Consider the following 18,896-nt stretch of genomic DNA (forward strand, 5'->3'; position numbering starts at 1 on the left):
GAGAATGTCAGGCTTTTTTGTTTAATCCATTTGGCTCAGCAAACTTAGTTTGCACGAATCCAGGTTTGGTTACGACCTAACACTGATACGCCAATAAAGCCGCGTAATTCTAGCGTTTTACCGCCATTCGCGATTTCACCCTTTAACTTGTAAGTTTTGCCTGAAGAAGGGTCAAGAATGGTGCCTTCATCATAATTTGTGCCGCCCACATTTTTAAGACCATGCACGATCTTTAAACCTTTTAGAGATTTATTATGGTATGGACCTTCACATTTTTTACACGCCTGTTCTTCGCCCGGTGTCAAAACTTTTTGAATACTCGCAGACAATGTGCCATTTTTTTGTTCAGTAAATTTTACGATTGCTTTCGGTTGTTTTGTTTTATCGTCAATCGTTTTCCAAACAGTTCCATTTAAAGGATCAGCAGCATTCGCCAAAGCTGTTAATCCGAGCAATCCTAATGCAAGAGCAATTTTTTTCATTTTTTTTCGTTTCCTAGTCTAGTGTAGACGGCCTTAGTATTAAAAATTCACAACATATTTGCAATTTTTCCGTGTGACCGTTTAGTGTAATCTTGTAACTTGAATTGGTAAATATCCAGTCATCTCCAAAAGATAGAACAAGATGGAAAAAACATGAAGATAAGTCCGCTATGGAAACAATTAATTACAGAAAGATTTTTGAAAACCTCGATTCGTCTGCCGAGCCAATTTAATTTACCCCCGAATTCAGCACGTTTTGCGATAGAACAAATGTGTCGGTTATTTCCACAGAACAAGGACGTGAATATTCGTCCAATCCGTCTTGCCGGTTTACGTGCCGAAGAAATCAAACCTCAGAATGAGGCCACACAGCTGATTTTACATATTCACGGCGGTGCATTCTTTTTAGGATCTTTAAAGACCCATCGGGCATTTGTCTCTGATATGGTGGCACGTACCCAAATGCAAGCGCTGCACGTTGATTATCCTCTGGCGCCAGAACAGCCTTTTCCTGAAGCGCTGGATGCACTTTTTGATATCTACAGTACTCTGCTGGTTCAGGGCATACAGGCCAAGGACATCATTTTGTCTGGCGACTCCTGCGGTGCCAACCTGGCTTTGGCCTTGGCGCTTAAAATTCGTGATGAACAGCTGCCTCAGGTTAGTGGGTTGATGCTGTTGTCACCGTTTTTAGATTTAACCCTGACCAGTGAATCCTTACGCTATAACCAGCAACATGATGCCTTATTGTCGATTGAAACCTTAGAAACAGGGATTGATTATTACGTCCCGAAATCTATGGATAAGTCACATCCCTCTATTTCTCCCCTGTTTGCAGATTTAACCGGATTACCTCCGACGCTGGTACAAGTAGGATCAAAAGAAATTTTACTGGATGATGCACAGCGTTTTAAGGAAAAAGCCGAACAGGCCAATGTAGAAGTGACCTTTAAACTCTATACCGGCATGTGGCACAATTTTCAGATGTTCTATGCCTGGTTTGATGAAGCCAAACAGGCCATGGCAGATCTGGCCGAGTTTGCCCATGCACTGGATCAAACCTAAATTTATCTAGTGATGAGCTATATTCCATAAAAAAGGTCAGCCGAAGCTGACCTGAGTGAAATCATAGCGTGCATGATTTTAAATTATAGGCTTTGTACCTGAGCTAAAGCGCTGGCAATCGCCTGATCTTTTGACTCTGCACCCATATTCACGCCTTCTGCACGAATAATTTCGACATCACTCACACCGGTGAAGTTAAATACAGTTTTCAAAAAACCTTCCTGAAAATCTGCCGGGCTATTTTCACCATATACACCGCCACGACTGCTGGCGATATAAGCTTTTTTCTCGCCAGCCAAACCAACAGGGCCATTTTCAGTATATTTAAAGGTTTTACCCGCCACACTAATACGGTCAATCCAGGCTTTTAAAGTAGAAGGCAAGCCAAAGTTATACATCGCTGCACCGACCACAACCACATCGGCATCCAGATACTGCTGAATAATTTTTTCACCTAAGGCTGCCTGTTCAGCATCTTGCCCCATCAAAATTTCAGCGGTTAAATGTGGAATAGTCTGTTTTGCCAAATCCAGATATTCTACGGTTGCATCTGCATGCTTGGCTTGCAATTGAGTGACAATTGCCTGACTCAACTGACGTGAAACAGAGGCATCACCTAAAATACTGGAATCGATATGTAAAACTTTCATGCCTGTTACCTTCATCTTTATTTATTCAATGCAGGCATTTTAATCGACCACAAAAAATAGAATAATATGCCTATATATGACACACCGTTCCATTTTTAAAACAACCATACTATAAGCTCATTACTTTTTACCCAAAAGTACAAAATATAGTCATTACTATGTGCAAAAAAACGTGCTATGTTGTGAATTATTAAAATAAATCTACTTCACTCACATTAATTCAGAATTCAAAGAACCAAGGATTACATCTATCGAATGAAGCCAATCTTTTCACCGAATACCTCCTTCACGTTCAAAGAAAAAATTGCGAAATACCTGTTAGAAGATGGGGGCGTAATGAACTGGAGTGTCCTGAATAAATGCATTTTGATGCTGATTTTAGGAAGTTCGGTGCATCTGATCTGGATTATCTGGAAAGTATTCGTACTTTTATCACCTGAAGTCTGGCCTTGGGTCAATTTACCCTTGCTCAAACTACAGCTAGAAATGAATATCCTGATGTTGGCCATCTTTATTGGGTTGATTTACCCATGTTCGGTATGGCGTAAAAAAGCCTGGGTACAGCAATACCTACCCTATATATCTGTAGGCATTTTAGTTATTTCACTCTGTCGTGATGGTTATGTAGTCGGTGTACTTAGTCCGGCCACCATGATCACGTATATGTGCTTGCTCACTGTAGGCTTAGTGCTATTTAGCCGTAAAATCGTTTATTGCGCCCTTATCCCAGCCACATTATTTTTATTGGTCTGTGGCTATTTAAGTGTACAAGGTCAAATCAGCTACGGACCGCTATTTTACCTACACACCATGCCCTACCAAAATATGTTTTGGGTTCTCACGATGATGTATTTCATCATCCCTATTTTAATTACCTGCCTCATTTTATTTGAAATTTTACTCAGCCAGTGGCGTCACCGGGAAAAACTGATTCAGCATTTAAGTCAGGTAGATCCGTTAACCAATGCGCTTAACCGGCGCAGTATCAATTACTGCCTGGAAAAACTGGAACGTAAACCAAGTCAGTCTTATGCGCTGGTGTTAATTGATCTGGATCATTTTAAGCGTATTAATGACCATTACGGGCACGATAAAGGCGATGAAGCCCTGATTCAGGTTAGCCAAATCCTGTCTCACATGATTCGTGATAGTGATGTAGTCGGTCGCTTTGGTGGGGAAGAATTTATCCTGATTCTGAATCAGTCTTCTTTGGAACAGGCACAAAGTATTGCGGAACGTTGCCGCCAGGCGATTCAACAAGTTGCTCTATATAGTGATGTGGGAGAAATCATTTCAATCACTGCAAGTTTTGGTATTGCGCTATCCAGCCACTCAGTAAATCCACAACAATTGCTCAGCCAGGCAGACAAGGCACTGTATGTTGCCAAAGCCTGCGGGCGCAATCAGGTCAAATGCTATCAGGAAGAGTTGTTTACTGAACCCAAACCCTGCTAAAGCGGCTGCTTTGATACGACTCTAAATAATTTACCCAGCCGTCTTCTTTCAAGGCAGCTTCAATCCACAGTTTCATAGCCGGATGCCGCAGCATGGTCTGCATATATTGTTGTGTAGATTCACTGACAGGTAAGGCATAGGTCATGAGCCGGGTTACAACCGGAGCATAAAATGCATCGGCAATGGAAAATTCACCACATAGAAAACCGTTCATATCGGGACGTTCTGACCAGATCTGTTCAATTCGCGCCACATCCTGACGAAGCTCCGCATTATCCTGCCACAAGCGTTTGCCTACCTCAGCTAAATGGGCACGAATATTCATGCCACAGGCATTGCGCAAACTGGCAAATCCACTGTGCATTTCCGCCGTAATACAACGCGCCCGTGCCCGCTGTTTCACATCTTGCGGCCATAAATGCTGATCTGGGTGCTGTTCGGCCAGATATTCACAAATCGCCAGTGAATCCCCTAACATCAAGTCATGATCGATCAATACCGGAACTTTACCATTAGGGTTAATGGCCAATACATCCTGCTTGAATGTGCCAGTGTTGCGTTCTACAGGAAAAGGAATCATGATTTCTTCAAACGGCAAATGAAATGCCGTGAGCACTAACCAGGGGCGCATTGACCAGCTGGAATAATTTTTATTAGCAATATAGAGCTGATACATCACATTATGGTCCTAGCTGCTGTTGAAACAGATCGAGCTGTTTCAGTAATTCAGTCTCGTTAAAAGCACCGGTTAGACGTAAACCACGAATTTCCTGTTGCGTCGTATCTAAGAATAAATAGGTGGGCGGCCCTAAAATATCCCACTGATTCAATAAGGCCTGATGCGTTGTATCATAGTCACTTAAATCCAGTTTAATCAGAAAATACGGCGCAAGGGTTTGTTGTACTTGAGCTGATTTTAATACCCGATGTTCAATTGGCTGACAGGCCACACACCAGTCTGCATAGACATCAATAACAATTGCCTGATTGGATGGCACACTATTCAAGAGCTGTTGAAATTCATCCGCTGTTTTTGCCACATGCCAAGTGGCCTGAGTGCTGCTCTGCCCGACAAAAAACCGCTGGCTGTGCTGATATTGAGTATAGGCCAAATAGGGAACCGCCACGAGCAAGACCAGTACATATAAGGCCCGAAGCGGCGTCTGTTGCCGAATGCGAAAGACAATATAAGCAATAAAACAGATGCCTAAACCCAAGCCGGCCCATTGCAACCAGGCCTCAGAAATGAGCGGGCGAATGAAATACAGTGCCAGGGCCAACATGATAAAGGCAAACAGTACCTTAATCTGGTGCATCCATAGCCCTGCTTTAGGCAGCGCCTTGGAACCTAATACACTGGCCAGTAGCAAGGGCGTTCCCATGCCAAAACCCAATGTGAACAGTAAGATTGCCCCCTGCCACTGACTTTGGCTTTGCGAGATAAATAGCAGTGCCCCGGCCAGTGGAGCGGTCATGCAGGGACCCACCAGCAGTGCCGAGATCATGCCCATGATAGCCGCGCCAATCAGGCTGCCGCCTTTTTGTAGGGACTGGACCTGATCCAGGCGGTTGACCAAAGCTTGCGGCAATTTAATTTCAAATAAGCCAAATAAATTCAGGGCAAATAAAACGAATAAGGCACTAAAAGCAATCAGGGTGGAAGGCTGCTGTAGCCAGCGCTGAAAGTTCAAACCGGCAGATGAAGCGATTAAGCCTAAAACCGCATAGACCATGGCCATACTGCAAACAAACACTAGGGCAATCATCCAGGCTTTCAGCCCTTTACTGTCACGCACAATCAGTGAGGTCAAAATGGGCAGCATCGGCAAGGAACATGGGGTAAAGGCCAGTAATATGCCTAAACCGAAAAACAGCAATAAACTATAAAGCAAAGAATTTTCAGCCAGTTTTGCCGACCACATTTGATCTTGTGCAGTATCCCATGTGACGGGCTGATTGTTCGGCTGGATACTATTCTGTTCAGCATTCAAAGTTGTTTGGCCGCTGATAGAACTGTTTGAAGAGGTGGAAAGATCAAGTAGACGCTTGCTTGCTTTGGCCTGATTTTGCAACAGCACCAAGCCATCAATATCGGTCTGGAACTCAATGGTTTGCGGTGGATAACAAATCCGGTCCTGGGCACAGCCCTGCCAGGTTACCTGATAAGTTCTGGAGGCTTCGGTCGGAACAGTGAATTGGACATTGTGAAAATAGACCTGAGTATGTCCATAATTTTCATCATGCAAATCGGTCGCTGGCGGCAATTTTAACGCCAGCTTTTGCCCCCCTTGCCGGACTTCAAATTTATGCTGATATAAATAATAGCGATCTGGAATTTTCCAGCTCAATTGAGCTTCATGGGTGCTGCCGGATTCAACACTAAAAGAAAAAGCATCCTCGGCTGCAAGCAGTTGCTCCTGTGCCTGTAGTGTCATGGAACACAATAAAACCACACTACACATCAATCCGCTTAGAGCAGAATGCAACCACAAACCAAGGTCTGGAAAATGCTTTTTCATATCAGTTTATTTTTTTAATTAGAATAGGAAGGAAACACCCAAACCTGATTGATAGCTTTTATCTCGGCCATTTAAGTCCACACCGATACTGGCATCCATTTGCATGCGCTCGTTCAGCGCATAAATAAGTCCGGAACCCAGTGCATATTCATAGTGCTGACTTTCCGCTTTGCGATAGACCAGTTCAGAAAAACCGGACCATTTGTCGGTAATTTTATATTCAATGGTCGGGATCGCAGTCACAGCCCAATTGCTGTTTTGCGCTTCATAACGCATGGTTATAGCAGTACGAATGAGATCACTATAATCATAAGCCACAGCCGAAGTCAGACTATAGATATCATCTTGATTACTGAACTCATCATTACCGGTCGCAAGAATTGCTTCAGCCAAAATGGCCATAGAAAGCTTTTCATCATCCAGATTAATGGCTTTTTTCACCCCAATGCTGACATCACCCAAACCGTCTTCTTCAACAGACCGGCCTGCTGTTTTGGTTTTTGACCAGGATGGACCTTGCCAACCTAATTGCAATTCCAGGTCTTGAGCCAAACCGGTACGCAACAACATGTCGGCATTTAAAGTGGTGTTTTTAACTTTAATCCCGTTTTCATCTCTGCTTTCTAAATAGCTTAAACTTGGTAAGCCTTGTTCCCATGCCAGCTGACCGACAGGTGTAATACCCGTGCCTATACCCGCACCCGGACGGTCAAAAGAAAAATCGGCAGCCATCCCATTGATACTGAAACCCGCTGCAAAAATAAAATTTACTGTTTTTACGACTGACATGAGTTGTCTCACTGATTATGTTAATTCTTTAGTCATTTTAGCCCCATGACTACGGAGTAATTCTAAAGTTTGCTTTTCTTCAGCCAATGCTTCTGACCAATTGATTTCGTCAAAATCACAATCAAAGAATAAATCACTAATCGAAGATAAAATGGTCTGGCCATCTTCATCTTTGGTATTGGGATCCACTTTTTCATCCAGTAAACGTTTTACTGCAGGCACACAGGCAGAACTGGCCGCATCCCATAATGGACCATACAGTTCTTCGGCATCCCATAAATGTAAATTCACCTTGGCTTGAATAAGAGCCTCTAGAATTTCAAGATGAACCGCCAAATTCTGCTGCTTTTGCTGTTCAGATAAAGGCGAACCCGCCTCATAGGCTTCGCAAATCTGTTCCCACCAGTGAAACAAACCATCTGACCAGACAGAAATAGCCGGGCCTTTTTCCAGATCAATAAAATTAGGATCGAGACCTTCTGCCAAAAGACGTTGTACCTGAGCAAGATCCAGCTCTTCTATTGCCTGTACAAAGACTTGTTGTTGCGCTGTTAACATGGAGAAAATACTCTTCAATCATTTTTTGACTATTATGCCGAATAAACTGGCATTTGTTTTAGCTAAATGTATAAGGAGTATATTTTTTATTCATTTTTTCTTATCCCGAACAGCGAACCAAAAGCCAATAAAAAAAGCTCCGAAGAGCTTTTTTATTCATTTAAGCAAAATTTTGCTTAATGATTGACTTCATCCACATCAGCTGTTTCTGTATCTTCAGCAAGGGCCGGCACCGCAGCACGAGGGTCATTTATTTTTTCAAATAAATGTTCCAAACTGCGTTTTAAGCGGTCAATGGCTCCATGGATGGCAGTATCGATATTAAAACCATGATGATTCACCACCACAGGCTTCAACCCTGACGGGCGTGCTTCGATCATGCAGTGAATATCATCTGCACCACCTTTGGCACCATTTTCATCACTAAAATGAACCGAAAAATGAGTAATACGTTCACTATAACGCTGGAATTCTGCATTCAGTTCTGCACGAACATAAGTAATTAAACGTTCACTATTTTGAATGTTTTTATCTGTACGGATTTCAATGTTCATATAATTTCATCCTCTTCTATTAACATCTTTTGTGCAAAACTTTTTTATCTTGGCACGTTTAAACTTACTGTAAAAAAACAGCGCGAAACATCTTCAAATTAGCTTGGAACGAATTCCTCCACATTGAACGATGAACACTTTTGAGTCTGCAGAATCGTATCCTTATGCTTTGAATATAAGGGGCTAGGTGAAGCTTATGCAAGTAGTATTTTGATATTTTTTAATATCCATATAAAAATAATGTGATTTAACTTTATTTACTAAGTTACTTGATAAATCTCATATTATTTTTTATTGAGCAGAACTGCTCATTAAAATTATTTTATGTTTTTTATAAGCATGTTTTTTTAAGTATCAAAGCTGTAGTGTAATTTTGACTTAAAAGCTATCTTAGAGAATTACATTAGTTTGAATTATTGATCAATTTTGGCTTTATTTTTGCCAAAGAATCTGTATGCTTTGTGTGCTTCTCGGGGGAGATATCTTTTAATGAAACTTACACAAATTTTTGCTACATGTGCATTGGCTTCAACTGCTGCACTTACTCAAGCTGCGCCAATCTGGCAAGACTTCAGCGTGACTGGTCTTTATGGTGAAAACTATGAAGTTGTAGATGATCAGCAAACTACTATGACTGTTGAATATGCAGCCAAAGTAAAATATGCAGATGTATTCTTCTTTGCTGACCGCATGCGCGGTGGTGATGACAACAAATCAACTTATTTTGAATTATCACCTCGTTTAAGCCTGGGTGAAGTCACCGGTCAAAAACTTGCGTTTGGTCCAGTGAAAGATGTGTTGATTTCAACCACATGGGAAGCAAACAGTGACGATTTCAACAACTTTGACAACTTCTTATACGGCGTTGGCTTCGATCTAGATATTCCATATTTTCAATATGCGAGTGTAAATTTCTATCGTGCCAATAATGAACTTCAAAAAGATGACTATCAAATGACACTCACTTATGGTGTGCCATTTAAATTAGGCTCTGAAGACTTCCTTGTTGACGGTTTCCTTGACTGGTCTACTGCTGAAAAAGATACAGTTGCTCATGCAAGCGAACTGAACTGGACCACACAGTGGAAATGGAATGCGGGTAAACACATTTCTCCAGATACCCGCTTATACTTGGGTATTGAGCATTCAGTATGGAACAACAAATTCGGTATTGCAGATGCCAATGAAAATAACGTAAGTGCTTTGGTTAAATACCACTTCTAAGCACCGCGTTTTGAACGTTGAAAAAAGCACGGCTTTGGTCTTGCTTTTTTTATTGCTGAAAATCAGGTTTATTTCTAAAATCCATCATCTATTTATTCGTTCGGCATATACTCATGGGTTTTCTCATTCGTCCCGCTCAAAGACAAGATTTAGAACAAATCCTGAAAATTTATAATGCTGAAATTTTAACTGGCACGGCGACCTGGAATGACCAGGAAAAATCGTTAGAAGATTTTCTGAATTGGTTTAACACTCTCATAGCTCAACAGTTTCCTTTATTTGTCGCTGAACATCCCGAATCTAAACAAATTGCAGGCTACGCCGATTATTCTTCATTTCGTCAAATTACCGGTTTTAAACACACGGTTGAACATTCGGTCTTTATTCATCCGGACTTTATCGGGCAAAGTTTGGGTAAAGCCTTAATGCTGAAACTGATGGATCATGCACAGCACAATCATATTCATGTCATGGTGGCTGCGATTGACGCAGAAAATTCTGCTTCTATCGCATTACATGAAAAATTAGGCTTTAAACAAACCGGTTATATGCCTGAAGTTGGGCAGAAATTCGGACAGTGGCGTGATCTGGTGTTGATGCAACTTAATTTAAATCCATAAAAAAAGCCCACATTCGTGAGCTTTTAAATAAATACTGATTAAACCAGAAAATTAAACCGCCAGATCAGCCAGATTACCTTTCTGTTCTAACCAGTGCTTACGGTCAGATGAACGCTTTTTCGCAAGTAATTTATCCAATAGGCCTGCAGTAAAATGCGCATCGTCCAGATCCAGCTGTACCAAACGACGGGTATTTGGGTCCATCGTGGTTTCCCGTAACTGACTGGCGTTCATTTCACCCAAGCCTTTGAATCGGGTGATTTGCGGATTTTTGCTTTTACATTTTTTCAGGATGCTTTCCAGCTCGTCCTCATCCAGCGCATAGTGCACATCTTTAGCATCATCAATCCGGAATAATGGCGGCATCGCTACAAACAAATGCCCCTCTTCCACCATGGTTGGAAAATGTTTCACAAACAGGGCACAGAGCAGGGTCGCGATATGCAAACCATCCGAATCGGCATCGGCCAGAATACAGATTTTACCGTAACGAAGTTCTGACAGGTCATCACTGCCCGGATCAACCCCAATGGCAATGGCGATGTCATGCACTTCCTGAGAACCCAAAACTTCATCGGAAGACACTTCCCAAGTATTCAAGATTTTTCCGCGAATTGGCATGATGGCCTGGAAATTTTTGTCCCGTGCCTGTTTGGCTGACCCACCCGCAGAATCCCCTTCTACAATGAAAAGCTCCGATTCTTCCAGCGTATGTCCTACACAGTCTGCCAGTTTACCTGGTAATGCAGGCCCGGAAACAATCTTCTTACGTTCAACTTTTTTCGCTGCTTTTAAACGGCGACCCGCCTTGGCAATCGCCAGTTCAGCCAGTTGCATGGCAATGTCTGAATTCTGATTCAGCCACAGCGCGAAAGCATCTTTGGCAATATTCAGCACAATGCTGGATGCTTCACGGCTCGACAGACGCTCTTTGGTTTGACCGGAAAATTGTGGTTCCTGGAATTTTAACGACAGAATGTAGTTCACCCCATCCCAGACATCTTCGGCAGACAGTTTCAGATTACGCGGCAACAAATTACGCAGCTCACAGAACTCACGCATTGCATCGGTGACCCCTGAACGTAAACCATTGACGTGGGTACCGCCTTGCGCGGTTGGAATCAGGTTGACATAGCTTTCTTGGATTTGTTCGCCACCTTCGGCATTCCAGCAAATGGCAAATTCGGCACTAGCACGTTCAGCTTCGCCAGTGGCCACAAAAGCAGGGTTTGGAATGATTTCCCGGTCTTCCAGCTCATCCATTAAATAGTCGACCAGACCATTTTCAAACTGCCAAGTGATCTTTTCATCATTAATTTGATCAACATAGTTGATCTGCAAGCCTGCCGCTAACACGGCTTTGGCTTTTAAATTATGTTTTAAGGCTTTTAAAGCAAACTTCGGTGAATCAAAATATTTGGCTTCCGGCCAGAAATGTACCGTGGTGCCTGTTGCACGTTTCGGTGCCTTACCTTGCAGCACTTCAAGCGGTGCCACTGGCTCGCCCCGTTCAAAGGCCATTTTATACAGGTTGCCCTGACGCTGTACTTCCACTTCTACCCGAGTGGAAAGCGCATTGACCACTGAAATGCCCACGCCATGCAAACCACCAGAGAACTGGTAGTTATCGGTACTGAACTTACCGCCGGCATGCAGTTTGGTCAGGATAATTTCAATCCCGCTTTGACCATATTCAGGATGGATATCCACCGGCATACCCCGGCCATTATCTTCAACTGACAGGGAACCGTCTTTATATACCGTGACGGTAATTTTATTGGCATGGCCTGCTAGCGCCTCATCCACAGCATTATCAATGACTTCTTGCGCCAAATGGTTTGGACGAGTGGTATCGGTATACATCCCCGGACGACGACGTACCGGATCTAAACCAGATAAAACTTCAAGTGATTGAGCCGTATATTGAGACACGTTGTACTGTTTCCTTAATTTATACAATCCGATAAAAACTGTAATGCCATCGGTATTTTGTCTGCGAAATTTTCCATCGCATGATTGCCTTTTGCTTCGGTAATCAGCATGGACTGATGCGGAGCATTGCTATAATAGCGCTGTGCTTCACGATAATCCAAAACTTCATCGCCCTGTTGTAATAACACTAAAATTTTGTCTGCATCGTGTACAAATGGCACCGCCATCTGCTCAAGCTGATCCAGATGGCTCTCATCTAAAGTCCATTCATCACTGACTACATAAGGAATCTGCTCGACGCCAAATAAGTCGCGAAACAGTTGCCATGGTCGCATAGCGGGATTAATGAGAACAGCCGGCACGCCATACTTTGCGACTAATTGTGTCGCATAAAAGCCGCCCAGACTGCTCCCGACCAGCACGACCCGATCCAGGCTTTCAATCATGTCAGCTACATGTGCCAACGTCTGCTCAGGAGACAGGTTAAGATCTGGTAGATGCACCTGAACATTACTTAACTTCTGACAGTAGTCTTTAATTTGCTGTCCTTTTATCGATAAAGAACTGCTTTGAAACCCATGTAAATAAATGATGTTCATGGTTTTTATTGTATCAATGTGAAATTTAAACTCGATTCATTTTATACACCAATCTCGGTTATCCGTCTGTTTTAATGTAGATAAACCCCGAATTGTCAGACAAAAAAATTAATCCCAAGGCTCAATCATCGTTATTGTAAAAGCTGTTCGAGACGAACGATATAAAATGAAAAGTTAAGAGTTTATACCGTGATCCCAAGAAAAAATAAAGGGTATGGGAAACATGGTCAGAAAAAGGACAGGATCAAATGCCGAGTTTAACCCCATTACATGAAACTTATTGTAGGTGGGACCGTACACCACCCAGTCAGGCTGATGTATTGGAAGGTCTCGCACAATTGGTGACGACTCGTCTAGGCGATGTTATGCAGGACTTGATCCAGGCAATTCAACGCGAGATTTTAATTAGCGTGTTTGGCATGAGTGAGCAGCGCTCGAAAAAATTACAAAAAATTCCTCATATCGACAAACTGTATCAGTTTTCCTTCGACACCTTACTCAATTATGGGAACTATTTACTGGCACCCGGCTTACGTCGAATTATTGAAAAATATCCGAAATTGCATGATAAACCGCTGACACCGACACTCCACTTTTTAGTCGGGGTGCTTAACGGGGTGCTAGGGGATTATTTATTAAAATATCAAAACCCGATGGCACTGCCGATGGTGCTGTATGACCACTATGGCGGACTGCAAAAGGGCGATTTATCCGGTCGCGTAGTGATTTTTGTACATGGCTTATGCATGAACCATCTGGACTGGACCAACACTCAATACGGCGGTATAGGTGAGAAGTTATTGGCGCAACGTGACCAGAACACCATGCTCTACCTGAATTACAATAGCGGACGCCGGATCTCGGCCAATGGTCGTAGCCTGGCCAATACGCTGGAAGATCTGATTCGTCGCAATCCGCGCATTACCAGTATTGATTTAATTGGCCACAGTATGGGCGGCCTGGTTTCGCGCAGTGCCCTGTTTTACGGCAAGCAAAACATGTATCAATGGATACATCTGACCGAAAATCTAGTCTGCCTGGGCTCTCCGCACCATGGTGCCGTCTTGGAGCGCTTTGGTTTTATCCTGCAGGACAAACTGGGGCATTTTCCCTTTGTGAAAATTATCCGGCATATTGTCAATATCCGCAGCAATGGCATTCTGGATTTACGTTATGGCAGTGTCCGCGATGATGACTGGGAGCATAATGATGCCCGAATTGGCGGCATGGATGACAACCGTAAACCGGCGCCCCTACCGAAACATATCAATACCTATCTGGTTGCCGGCACCATTGAATATGAAAATAAAAAGAACCGAACCTTAAAGGTGCTGGGTGATTATCTGGTCAGTGTGGAAAGTGCTTTAGGTGAACATCCAAATCCGCGTTTTCAACTGAAAGTGCCGGAATCCCATAAAGCGATCTTTTATGGCTTGAGTCATTTTGAAATTAACTATCATTCCAGTGTGGCAGAACAGATTGTGAAATGGTTCTACCCGCCAGAAAATGAACAGGTCAAAGAAGAAGTGCATGAATACCGCATGCAACTGGAAGATTTGGCCGGCATTGCACTGACTTAAACCAGGAATGAAGAAAGCCAACTCAATGTTGGCTTTTTTATTTAACATTTTATTTTTCCTTCGCAGCTTTAGCGTTCACAAACGGATAGCGACGCAACAGTTGCCACAGGCTAATCAAGGCCAGTACCGCAAAGAAAGCCAATGACCATACCGGAAGGGATTGCCCCAAGAAAGTCCAATCGACCTTGGCACATTCACCAGAACCTGTCAGCACCTGTTCAAACACCGCCTTTAACGGTAAAGTCTCTACCCAGTAATCTAGGCCAGGACCACAACTCGGTACCTGATCGGGTGGCAAATTTTGCAGCCAGACATGACGCGCTGCTACCCCTGCAGACCAAAGAATACTGATTGAACCCAACAGGGCGTAAATACGTTTAACCGCATTTGAGTTCGGGTTATGCAAAAAAGCAATCAGAGAAATAATCCCTAGCCCAATCAAGCCGATACGCTGAAAAACGCAGAGTGGACAAGGTTCAAGTCCTTGTCCATGCTCTAAATACAACGCAAATGCCATCCCAATGACACTGGCTAAAAATAACAAACCACTCACGAAGCGATAACTCCATTGCATGGTAAATCCTCGTATTAATTTTTATCGATAATTGGCAAGATATTGCTCAAAACTGAGCGCAGTATCCTGTTCCAGTTGCTGTTGTTGCTGCAATGACTGCCCCGCTAAATCATCAAAATAAGCCAGCGTTTCCGGGCTTAACGGATGTTGTTCATAAGTGGTCGCATGTTGCAGTGCCATCACGCTACCAAAACTCCAGGTTCCGCCATTTTCCAGCGTATCGGCAATGACTTGTGCTGACAGGGTTTGATCCACCTCATCAATGCGATTGAGCATCACTGTCAAGGCTGCTGAGTACATGTCAGTGTCATAAGCCGCGTCCAGTAAATCAGCCCAAGGCTGCATTTGCATGACATACGCACGTGCCCAGTCTTCAATCGGATGTTCTCCTGCTGCATCAACAATAGAGGCATTTGGTGCACGCCCCCGATTGACCACTTCCATCTGGTTACGCTCAATCTGTTCCTGTTCCGGATCAAGCAAATCGGGACTCTCTTGTACCAGGCAATGCAGTGCCAACACTTCCAGAAATGCTGCGGTGTTCTCATCGACGCCGATCGGACTATATGGATTGACATCGACTGCGCGCAGTTCAACATACCCGACCCCGCGATTTTGCAGCGCCTGGGATGGAGTTTCTCCCGCTTGCGGCACCTGTTTCGGACGAACCAGACTGTAGTACTCGTTTTCAATTTGCAGCACATGGTCATTAATTTGAATCGGCTCACCCTGTTCATCATTTAGTCCTAAACGGCTAAAAGGCGCATAAGGTGTTTTTACCGCTTTCTGCAAACCATCCAAATAACCTGACAGGTTATTGTAGTGAATGCCCAATTGCTTCTGTGCAGAATTCTGATAGCCAAAATTGCCCATCCGCAGTGCTGTTGCATACGGCAGGAACAAGGTGCCTTTTAACAAAGGCAGCAGATGATGTTCACGTCCGGTCATAAAGCACTGGCAAACAGAAGGACTGGCGCCCACCAAAAACATCACTAAGGGGGTCAAACGGATAAAGTTACGGATGAGGCCAAAATAACGGTGACTGCGATAATCCTGCAAACTCAGGCTTTTGAGCGCTTCATCGCTTTCATGTTGCTGCAGCGCTTCAAATACTTGATCAGGAAAAGATAAATTATAATGCACCCCGGAAATGGTTTGCATACGGCGGCCATAACGCACCCCTAAGCCACGACGATACAAAGTCTTGAAGCGTCCAATATTGGAACTGCCATATTGGGCTAGACGAATGTTTTCTTCGTTATCATCCAACATACACGGCATCGACAAGGGCCAGAGTTTTTCCCCATGTTCTAAATGGCGATGCGCAACGGCATGAATATCGGTTAAATAATCAAGTGCTTTTTTAATGCTGTCTTGTGGAGGGGTAATAAACTCCATCAAGGCTTCGGAATAGTCAGTGGTAATATGCGGATGTGTTAATGCCGACCCCAATGCTTTTGGATGCGCTGCTTGCGATAAAAAACCATTGCTTTGCATGCGCAGGCTTTCTCGTTCAATACCTCGCAGCATGCCTTTAAACAGCGAAGAATCCACCCAAGCTGGTACCATAACTTGAGGGGTCGATTCGGGTTGACTCATTACAATCTCGCTTAGCGGAAGATAACTACTAAAATAAAATCATCAGTTTATATCAGTATAACGTGAATTGGTGCGGTCAAATCACACCGTGTCTAGTTTTCAAGCAAAATGACCATTTATTTTCTGGCAAATTTTTATCACAAAGTTACTGTATAAGACATCTGAATTTTGTGTTTGTATTGAATAATAAGTGCTAAGGAATTGTAAATATTATGAATTATCCAGATATTTTGGACTTTTGGTTTAGCCCGGAAACCCAGCCCTTATGGTTTGCAAAAAGTGATGATTTTGATGCACTGATCAAGCAAAAGTTTCATGACATTCACCAAAAAGCGGCACAGGCCGAACTGTGGTCATGGCGTAAAACTGCTGAAGGCCGCCTGGCAGAAATCATTATTCTGGATCAATTCTCGCGTAATCTGTTTCGGGATCAAGCCCAAGCTTTTGCCCAGGATGCCTTGGCATTGGCACTGGCGCAAGAAGCCATTAGTCTGGATTTGGATAAACAATTAAGTCCAGAACAACGTGCGTTTTTATACATGCCCTTTATGCACAGTGAATCAAAACTGATCCACGAATTCGCGTTAAAATTATTTCAACGCTTAAATAATCCCATGAATCTGGATTATGAAAAAATGCATAAAGCCATTATTGACCGTTTCGGGCGCTATCCGCACCGCAACCCTATCCTGGCGCGCACCTCAACTGCAGAAGAGCTCGAATTCTTAACCCAACCGAATAGTAGTTTCTAACCATTTATTGTGTCTCCTCCCGCACACAGTAAATGGTATGGAGGTTTAACATGAAGAACAGCATTATAGGTTTGAGCATGGCCGTGGCCATCGCACTTACAGGCTGTGCAACCACACCTTCCAAACCGCTGACTTTTGACCAGCTGGGGCAATTCAGTAATACGCCCTTAAATACACAAACCTATCGCATCAGTTTCCAGGCCCGTCCCAATATGAGTTTTGGAACTGCCGAAGAAATCACCCTGGTGAAAGCAGCCCAGACTACGGTACAAAATGGATTCCGCTATTTTAAAGTGCTGAATGATCCGAGTAACCGTAGCCAGCCACCCCGTCAGGCCGTGGTCTACTCTACCCCGATGTATTACCCTTATGGTTATTATCGTCGTTATCCCGGTTTCTGGCCTGACCCGTTTTATGATATGCCGCGCGTAGTGACCATTGACCCGGTACAGGTTTCCTATACCATTGAATGTTATAAAGATCAGAAAAAAGCACCGGATGATGCCTTTGATGCCTATTTGATTTTAAAATATTTAGGACAAAAATATGGCCTGGGTCCAAACGGTCAAATACTCGTGCCAGCAGTACCGGAAACAGCAAAATAACAATCGCCTAGCAAATAACAGGAATCTTGCATGACCACAGCGGAAGCAGCCACAACACCGAGTTTGCAACGCAGTAAACGCTTTGCCACCATTGCCCTCATCAGCGCGATTGTCGCATGGTTAGTGCTGATGGTGGTCGCCAAGCTGATTCCTGACTATGCCTGGCTAATTCATATTCTGATGCTTTCCGCCGAAGCGGGTGTGGTCGGCGGACTGGCCGACTGGTATGCCATTACCGTGCTGTTTCGCAATCCGTTTGGGAAAATGCCTATTCCCAAATTCCTGCTCGATCACACTGAAATTATTCCACGTAATAAAGCCCGTATTGCCGAATCCATGGGTCGTTTTGTACAGGAAAACTTTTTATCACCCCAGGTGGTTAAACGCAGCCTGAACAATACCGACCTTAGTCTGGCAGTCGGGCAATGGCTGGCCAAGCCGGAAAATAATAGCCAGGTCACCCAAGTTATTCAGCAAACCGTACCCAAGATTTTTGAATTCGTCGGTCAGGAGCAGATTGGAAACTTTATTCAGAACAACAGTGTGCAATGGGTTCGCAACACCCAGATCAACACGCTTGCCAGTGAAATGCTGCGCGCGGTGCTGGAAAATGACTTCCATCAGGACGTATTGCAACGTGGACTGGATTTGGCGCATGAATGGATGATCTCACATCCTGAAAAAGCCCATGAACTGACTCGCCAGCTGTTCAAGGAACTCGGAGTGTGGAAACTGGCCAAAGGCGCCAGCTGGATTGGTATTGATGTGCAGCAACGCACCATCAATTCACTGATTGAACGGGTAGAATCGATGCTGGCCGACCCGCAGCATCCCTGGCGGCAAAGAATTGAACAGATGGGCCAGCAGCTGATGCTGGAACTGGCCGATAGTGAAAGTGAAGCCAGCCATCGTTTAAACAGTACCAAAGATGCCCTGCTGGACAGTCCTCAGGTCCTAAATTTTATTAGCGGAGCCGTGGTCATTCTCTGTGATGCCATTAAGGCAGACTTGCTCAAAGACGATTCAGGCATTGCAAAAAACCTGCGTGTTGCGATTCAGCAAGTTGGGGAAAACATCATTTCCAATCCGGCGGTACGTCAATTACTCAATGACCGCATGAGCGGACTTGCCGTCAATTTGAGTGATCAATACAGTGAAAAAGTGATCCGTTTTATTAGCGAACGTATTCATGAATGGGATTCACGGGAAATGATCGACAAAATTGAAAATGAAGTCGGTGGCGATTTACACATGATTCGGGTCAATGGCGTGGTGGTCGGTGGTTTTATTGGCTTAATTCTGGGTATTATCCGCGCCTTGGTTGATGTGGTGCTGTAAA

Annotated in this window: 19 protein-coding genes; 8 read left to right on the forward strand and 11 right to left on the reverse strand. The window is 43.8% G+C overall.

Annotated features, from left to right (window positions below; translation table 11 throughout):
- Nucleotides 1–44: 44 nt before the first annotated feature.
- Nucleotides 45–482: a DUF2147 domain-containing protein gene (locus B4C48_RS03270; protein ID WP_291354186.1), complete on the reverse strand. Its 438-nt coding sequence runs from the start codon at nucleotides 480–482 to the stop codon at nucleotides 45–47.
- Between the two features lie 153 nt (nucleotides 483–635).
- On the opposite strand from B4C48_RS03270, the gene B4C48_RS03275 reads away from it, so the two are divergent.
- A complete protein-coding gene (locus B4C48_RS03275) occupies nucleotides 636–1,547 on the forward strand; it encodes an alpha/beta hydrolase (protein WP_291354187.1) in 912 nt (303 codons plus the stop codon).
- A gap of 83 nt (nucleotides 1,548–1,630) precedes the next feature.
- On the opposite strand, the gene B4C48_RS03280 is transcribed toward B4C48_RS03275, so the two are convergent.
- Nucleotides 1,631–2,197 (reverse strand): FMN-dependent NADH-azoreductase, encoded by a 567-nt coding sequence (locus tag B4C48_RS03280; protein WP_291354188.1) that lies wholly within the window; start codon nucleotides 2,195–2,197, stop codon nucleotides 1,631–1,633.
- A 255-nt stretch (nucleotides 2,198–2,452) separates the two neighbouring features.
- Here B4C48_RS03280 and B4C48_RS03285 point away from each other — a divergent pair, with 255 nt between their 5' ends.
- Nucleotides 2,453–3,652: a GGDEF domain-containing protein gene (locus B4C48_RS03285; protein ID WP_291354189.1), complete on the forward strand. Its 1,200-nt coding sequence runs from the start codon at nucleotides 2,453–2,455 to the stop codon at nucleotides 3,650–3,652.
- Here B4C48_RS03285 and B4C48_RS03290 read toward each other — a convergent pair.
- The 5 genes from B4C48_RS03290 to B4C48_RS03310 all read right to left on the reverse strand — a co-directional run bounded on the left by B4C48_RS03290 (nucleotide 3,630) and on the right by B4C48_RS03310 (nucleotide 8,072).
- Nucleotides 3,630–4,328 (reverse strand): glutathione S-transferase family protein, encoded by a 699-nt coding sequence (locus tag B4C48_RS03290; protein ID WP_291354190.1) that lies wholly within the window; start codon nucleotides 4,326–4,328, stop codon nucleotides 3,630–3,632. The genes B4C48_RS03285 and B4C48_RS03290 overlap by 23 nt on opposite strands.
- A gap of 4 nt (nucleotides 4,329–4,332) precedes the next feature.
- Nucleotides 4,333–6,171, reverse strand: coding sequence for a protein-disulfide reductase DsbD (gene dsbD, locus B4C48_RS03295; RefSeq protein WP_414631494.1), 1,839 nt, complete (start codon nucleotides 6,169–6,171; stop codon nucleotides 4,333–4,335).
- An 18-nt stretch (nucleotides 6,172–6,189) separates the two neighbouring features.
- Nucleotides 6,190–6,960, reverse strand: a complete 771-nt coding sequence (locus B4C48_RS03300; RefSeq protein ID WP_291354191.1) for a transporter — start codon at nucleotides 6,958–6,960, stop codon at nucleotides 6,190–6,192.
- A 15-nt stretch (nucleotides 6,961–6,975) separates the two neighbouring features.
- Nucleotides 6,976–7,518, reverse strand: coding sequence for an ankyrin repeat domain-containing protein (locus tag B4C48_RS03305; protein ID WP_291354192.1), 543 nt, complete (start codon nucleotides 7,516–7,518; stop codon nucleotides 6,976–6,978).
- 176 nt (nucleotides 7,519–7,694) lie between these two features.
- Entirely contained in the window at nucleotides 7,695–8,072 is a 378-nt protein-coding gene (locus tag B4C48_RS03310) for an HPF/RaiA family ribosome-associated protein (RefSeq protein ID WP_291354193.1), read from the reverse strand.
- Nucleotides 8,073–8,561: 489 nt separating this feature from the next.
- Here B4C48_RS03310 and B4C48_RS03315 point away from each other — a divergent pair, with 489 nt between their 5' ends.
- Together B4C48_RS03315 and B4C48_RS03320 are read left to right on the forward strand one after the other, a co-directional pair.
- Nucleotides 8,562–9,296, forward strand: coding sequence for an outer membrane protein OmpK (locus tag B4C48_RS03315; RefSeq protein WP_291354194.1), 735 nt, complete (start codon nucleotides 8,562–8,564; stop codon nucleotides 9,294–9,296).
- Between the two features lie 113 nt (nucleotides 9,297–9,409).
- Nucleotides 9,410–9,916 (forward strand): GNAT family N-acetyltransferase, encoded by a 507-nt coding sequence (locus B4C48_RS03320; RefSeq protein ID WP_291354195.1) that lies wholly within the window; start codon nucleotides 9,410–9,412, stop codon nucleotides 9,914–9,916.
- A gap of 51 nt (nucleotides 9,917–9,967) precedes the next feature.
- Here B4C48_RS03320 and parE read toward each other — a convergent pair whose 3' ends face one another.
- The gene (gene parE / locus B4C48_RS03325) at nucleotides 9,968–11,848 is read right to left on the reverse strand and encodes a DNA topoisomerase IV subunit B (RefSeq protein WP_291354196.1); all 1,881 of its coding nucleotides are present in this window, start codon (nucleotides 11,846–11,848) and stop codon (nucleotides 9,968–9,970) included.
- A 14-nt stretch (nucleotides 11,849–11,862) separates the two neighbouring features.
- Entirely contained in the window at nucleotides 11,863–12,447 is a 585-nt protein-coding gene (locus B4C48_RS03330) for a YqiA/YcfP family alpha/beta fold hydrolase (RefSeq protein WP_291354197.1), read from the reverse strand.
- A gap of 248 nt (nucleotides 12,448–12,695) precedes the next feature.
- Here B4C48_RS03330 and B4C48_RS03335 point away from each other — a divergent pair, with 248 nt between their 5' ends.
- A complete protein-coding gene (locus B4C48_RS03335) occupies nucleotides 12,696–14,027 on the forward strand; it encodes a hypothetical protein (protein ID WP_291354198.1) in 1,332 nt (443 codons plus the stop codon).
- 49 nt (nucleotides 14,028–14,076) lie between these two features.
- Here B4C48_RS03335 and B4C48_RS03340 read toward each other — a convergent pair whose 3' ends face one another.
- Together B4C48_RS03340 and gshA are read right to left on the reverse strand one after the other, a co-directional pair.
- A complete protein-coding gene (locus tag B4C48_RS03340; RefSeq protein ID WP_291354199.1) occupies nucleotides 14,077–14,601 on the reverse strand; it encodes a disulfide bond formation protein B in 525 nt (174 codons plus the stop codon).
- 21 nt (nucleotides 14,602–14,622) lie between these two features.
- On the reverse strand, nucleotides 14,623–16,200 hold the full coding sequence (gene gshA, locus B4C48_RS03345) for a glutamate--cysteine ligase (protein ID WP_291354200.1): 1,578 nt from the start codon (nucleotides 16,198–16,200) through the stop codon (nucleotides 14,623–14,625).
- A 212-nt stretch (nucleotides 16,201–16,412) separates the two neighbouring features.
- On the opposite strand from gshA, the gene B4C48_RS03350 reads away from it, so the two are divergent.
- Genes B4C48_RS03350 through B4C48_RS03360 form a run of 3 tightly spaced genes read left to right on the forward strand, consistent with a single transcriptional unit; the run spans nucleotide 16,413 to nucleotide 18,895 of the window.
- Nucleotides 16,413–16,952, forward strand: a complete 540-nt coding sequence (locus B4C48_RS03350; RefSeq protein WP_291354201.1) for a DUF924 family protein — start codon at nucleotides 16,413–16,415, stop codon at nucleotides 16,950–16,952.
- A 50-nt stretch (nucleotides 16,953–17,002) separates the two neighbouring features.
- The gene (locus B4C48_RS03355; protein WP_291354202.1) at nucleotides 17,003–17,557 is read left to right on the forward strand and encodes a CC0125/CC1285 family lipoprotein; all 555 of its coding nucleotides are present in this window, start codon (nucleotides 17,003–17,005) and stop codon (nucleotides 17,555–17,557) included.
- A 30-nt stretch (nucleotides 17,558–17,587) separates the two neighbouring features.
- Nucleotides 17,588–18,895, forward strand: coding sequence for a DUF445 domain-containing protein (locus B4C48_RS03360; RefSeq protein ID WP_291354203.1), 1,308 nt, complete (start codon nucleotides 17,588–17,590; stop codon nucleotides 18,893–18,895).
- The last annotated feature ends 1 nt before the right edge of the window (nucleotide 18,896 follow it).

This window comes from Acinetobacter sp. UBA3106 (genome assembly GCA_002365595.1).
Lineage (GTDB): Bacteria > Pseudomonadota > Gammaproteobacteria > Pseudomonadales > Moraxellaceae > Acinetobacter.

Excerpts from the sequence above, each read along its gene's own strand:
- B4C48_RS03350 (WP_291354201.1), top strand. The coding sequence starts at position 16,413 with ATGAATTATCCAGATATTTTGGACTTTTGGTTTAGCCCGGAAACCCAG.
- dsbD (WP_414631494.1), bottom strand. The coding sequence starts at position 6,171 with ATGAAAAAGCATTTTCCAGACCTTGGTTTGTGGTTGCATTCTGCTCTA.
- B4C48_RS03290 (WP_291354190.1), bottom strand. The coding sequence starts at position 4,328 with ATGTATCAGCTCTATATTGCTAATAAAAATTATTCCAGCTGGTCAATG.
- B4C48_RS03330 (WP_291354197.1), bottom strand. The coding sequence starts at position 12,447 with ATGAACATCATTTATTTACATGGGTTTCAAAGCAGTTCTTTATCGATA.
- B4C48_RS03280 (WP_291354188.1), bottom strand. The coding sequence starts at position 2,197 with ATGAAAGTTTTACATATCGATTCCAGTATTTTAGGTGATGCCTCTGTT.
- B4C48_RS03340 (WP_291354199.1), bottom strand. The coding sequence starts at position 14,601 with ATGCAATGGAGTTATCGCTTCGTGAGTGGTTTGTTATTTTTAGCCAGT.
- B4C48_RS03315 (WP_291354194.1), top strand. The coding sequence starts at position 8,562 with ATGAAACTTACACAAATTTTTGCTACATGTGCATTGGCTTCAACTGCT.
- B4C48_RS03320 (WP_291354195.1), top strand. The coding sequence starts at position 9,410 with ATGGGTTTTCTCATTCGTCCCGCTCAAAGACAAGATTTAGAACAAATC.
- B4C48_RS03335 (WP_291354198.1), top strand. The coding sequence starts at position 12,696 with ATGCCGAGTTTAACCCCATTACATGAAACTTATTGTAGGTGGGACCGT.
- B4C48_RS03300 (WP_291354191.1), bottom strand. The coding sequence starts at position 6,960 with ATGTCAGTCGTAAAAACAGTAAATTTTATTTTTGCAGCGGGTTTCAGT.
- B4C48_RS03310 (WP_291354193.1), bottom strand. The coding sequence starts at position 8,072 with ATGAACATTGAAATCCGTACAGATAAAAACATTCAAAATAGTGAACGT.
- B4C48_RS03275 (WP_291354187.1), top strand. The coding sequence starts at position 636 with ATGAAGATAAGTCCGCTATGGAAACAATTAATTACAGAAAGATTTTTG.
- B4C48_RS03360 (WP_291354203.1), top strand. The coding sequence starts at position 17,588 with ATGACCACAGCGGAAGCAGCCACAACACCGAGTTTGCAACGCAGTAAA.
- B4C48_RS03355 (WP_291354202.1), top strand. The coding sequence starts at position 17,003 with ATGAAGAACAGCATTATAGGTTTGAGCATGGCCGTGGCCATCGCACTT.
- B4C48_RS03305 (WP_291354192.1), bottom strand. The coding sequence starts at position 7,518 with ATGTTAACAGCGCAACAACAAGTCTTTGTACAGGCAATAGAAGAGCTG.
- gshA (WP_291354200.1), bottom strand. The coding sequence starts at position 16,200 with ATGAGTCAACCCGAATCGACCCCTCAAGTTATGGTACCAGCTTGGGTG.
- B4C48_RS03285 (WP_291354189.1), top strand. The coding sequence starts at position 2,453 with ATGAAGCCAATCTTTTCACCGAATACCTCCTTCACGTTCAAAGAAAAA.
- B4C48_RS03270 (WP_291354186.1), bottom strand. The coding sequence starts at position 482 with ATGAAAAAAATTGCTCTTGCATTAGGATTGCTCGGATTAACAGCTTTG.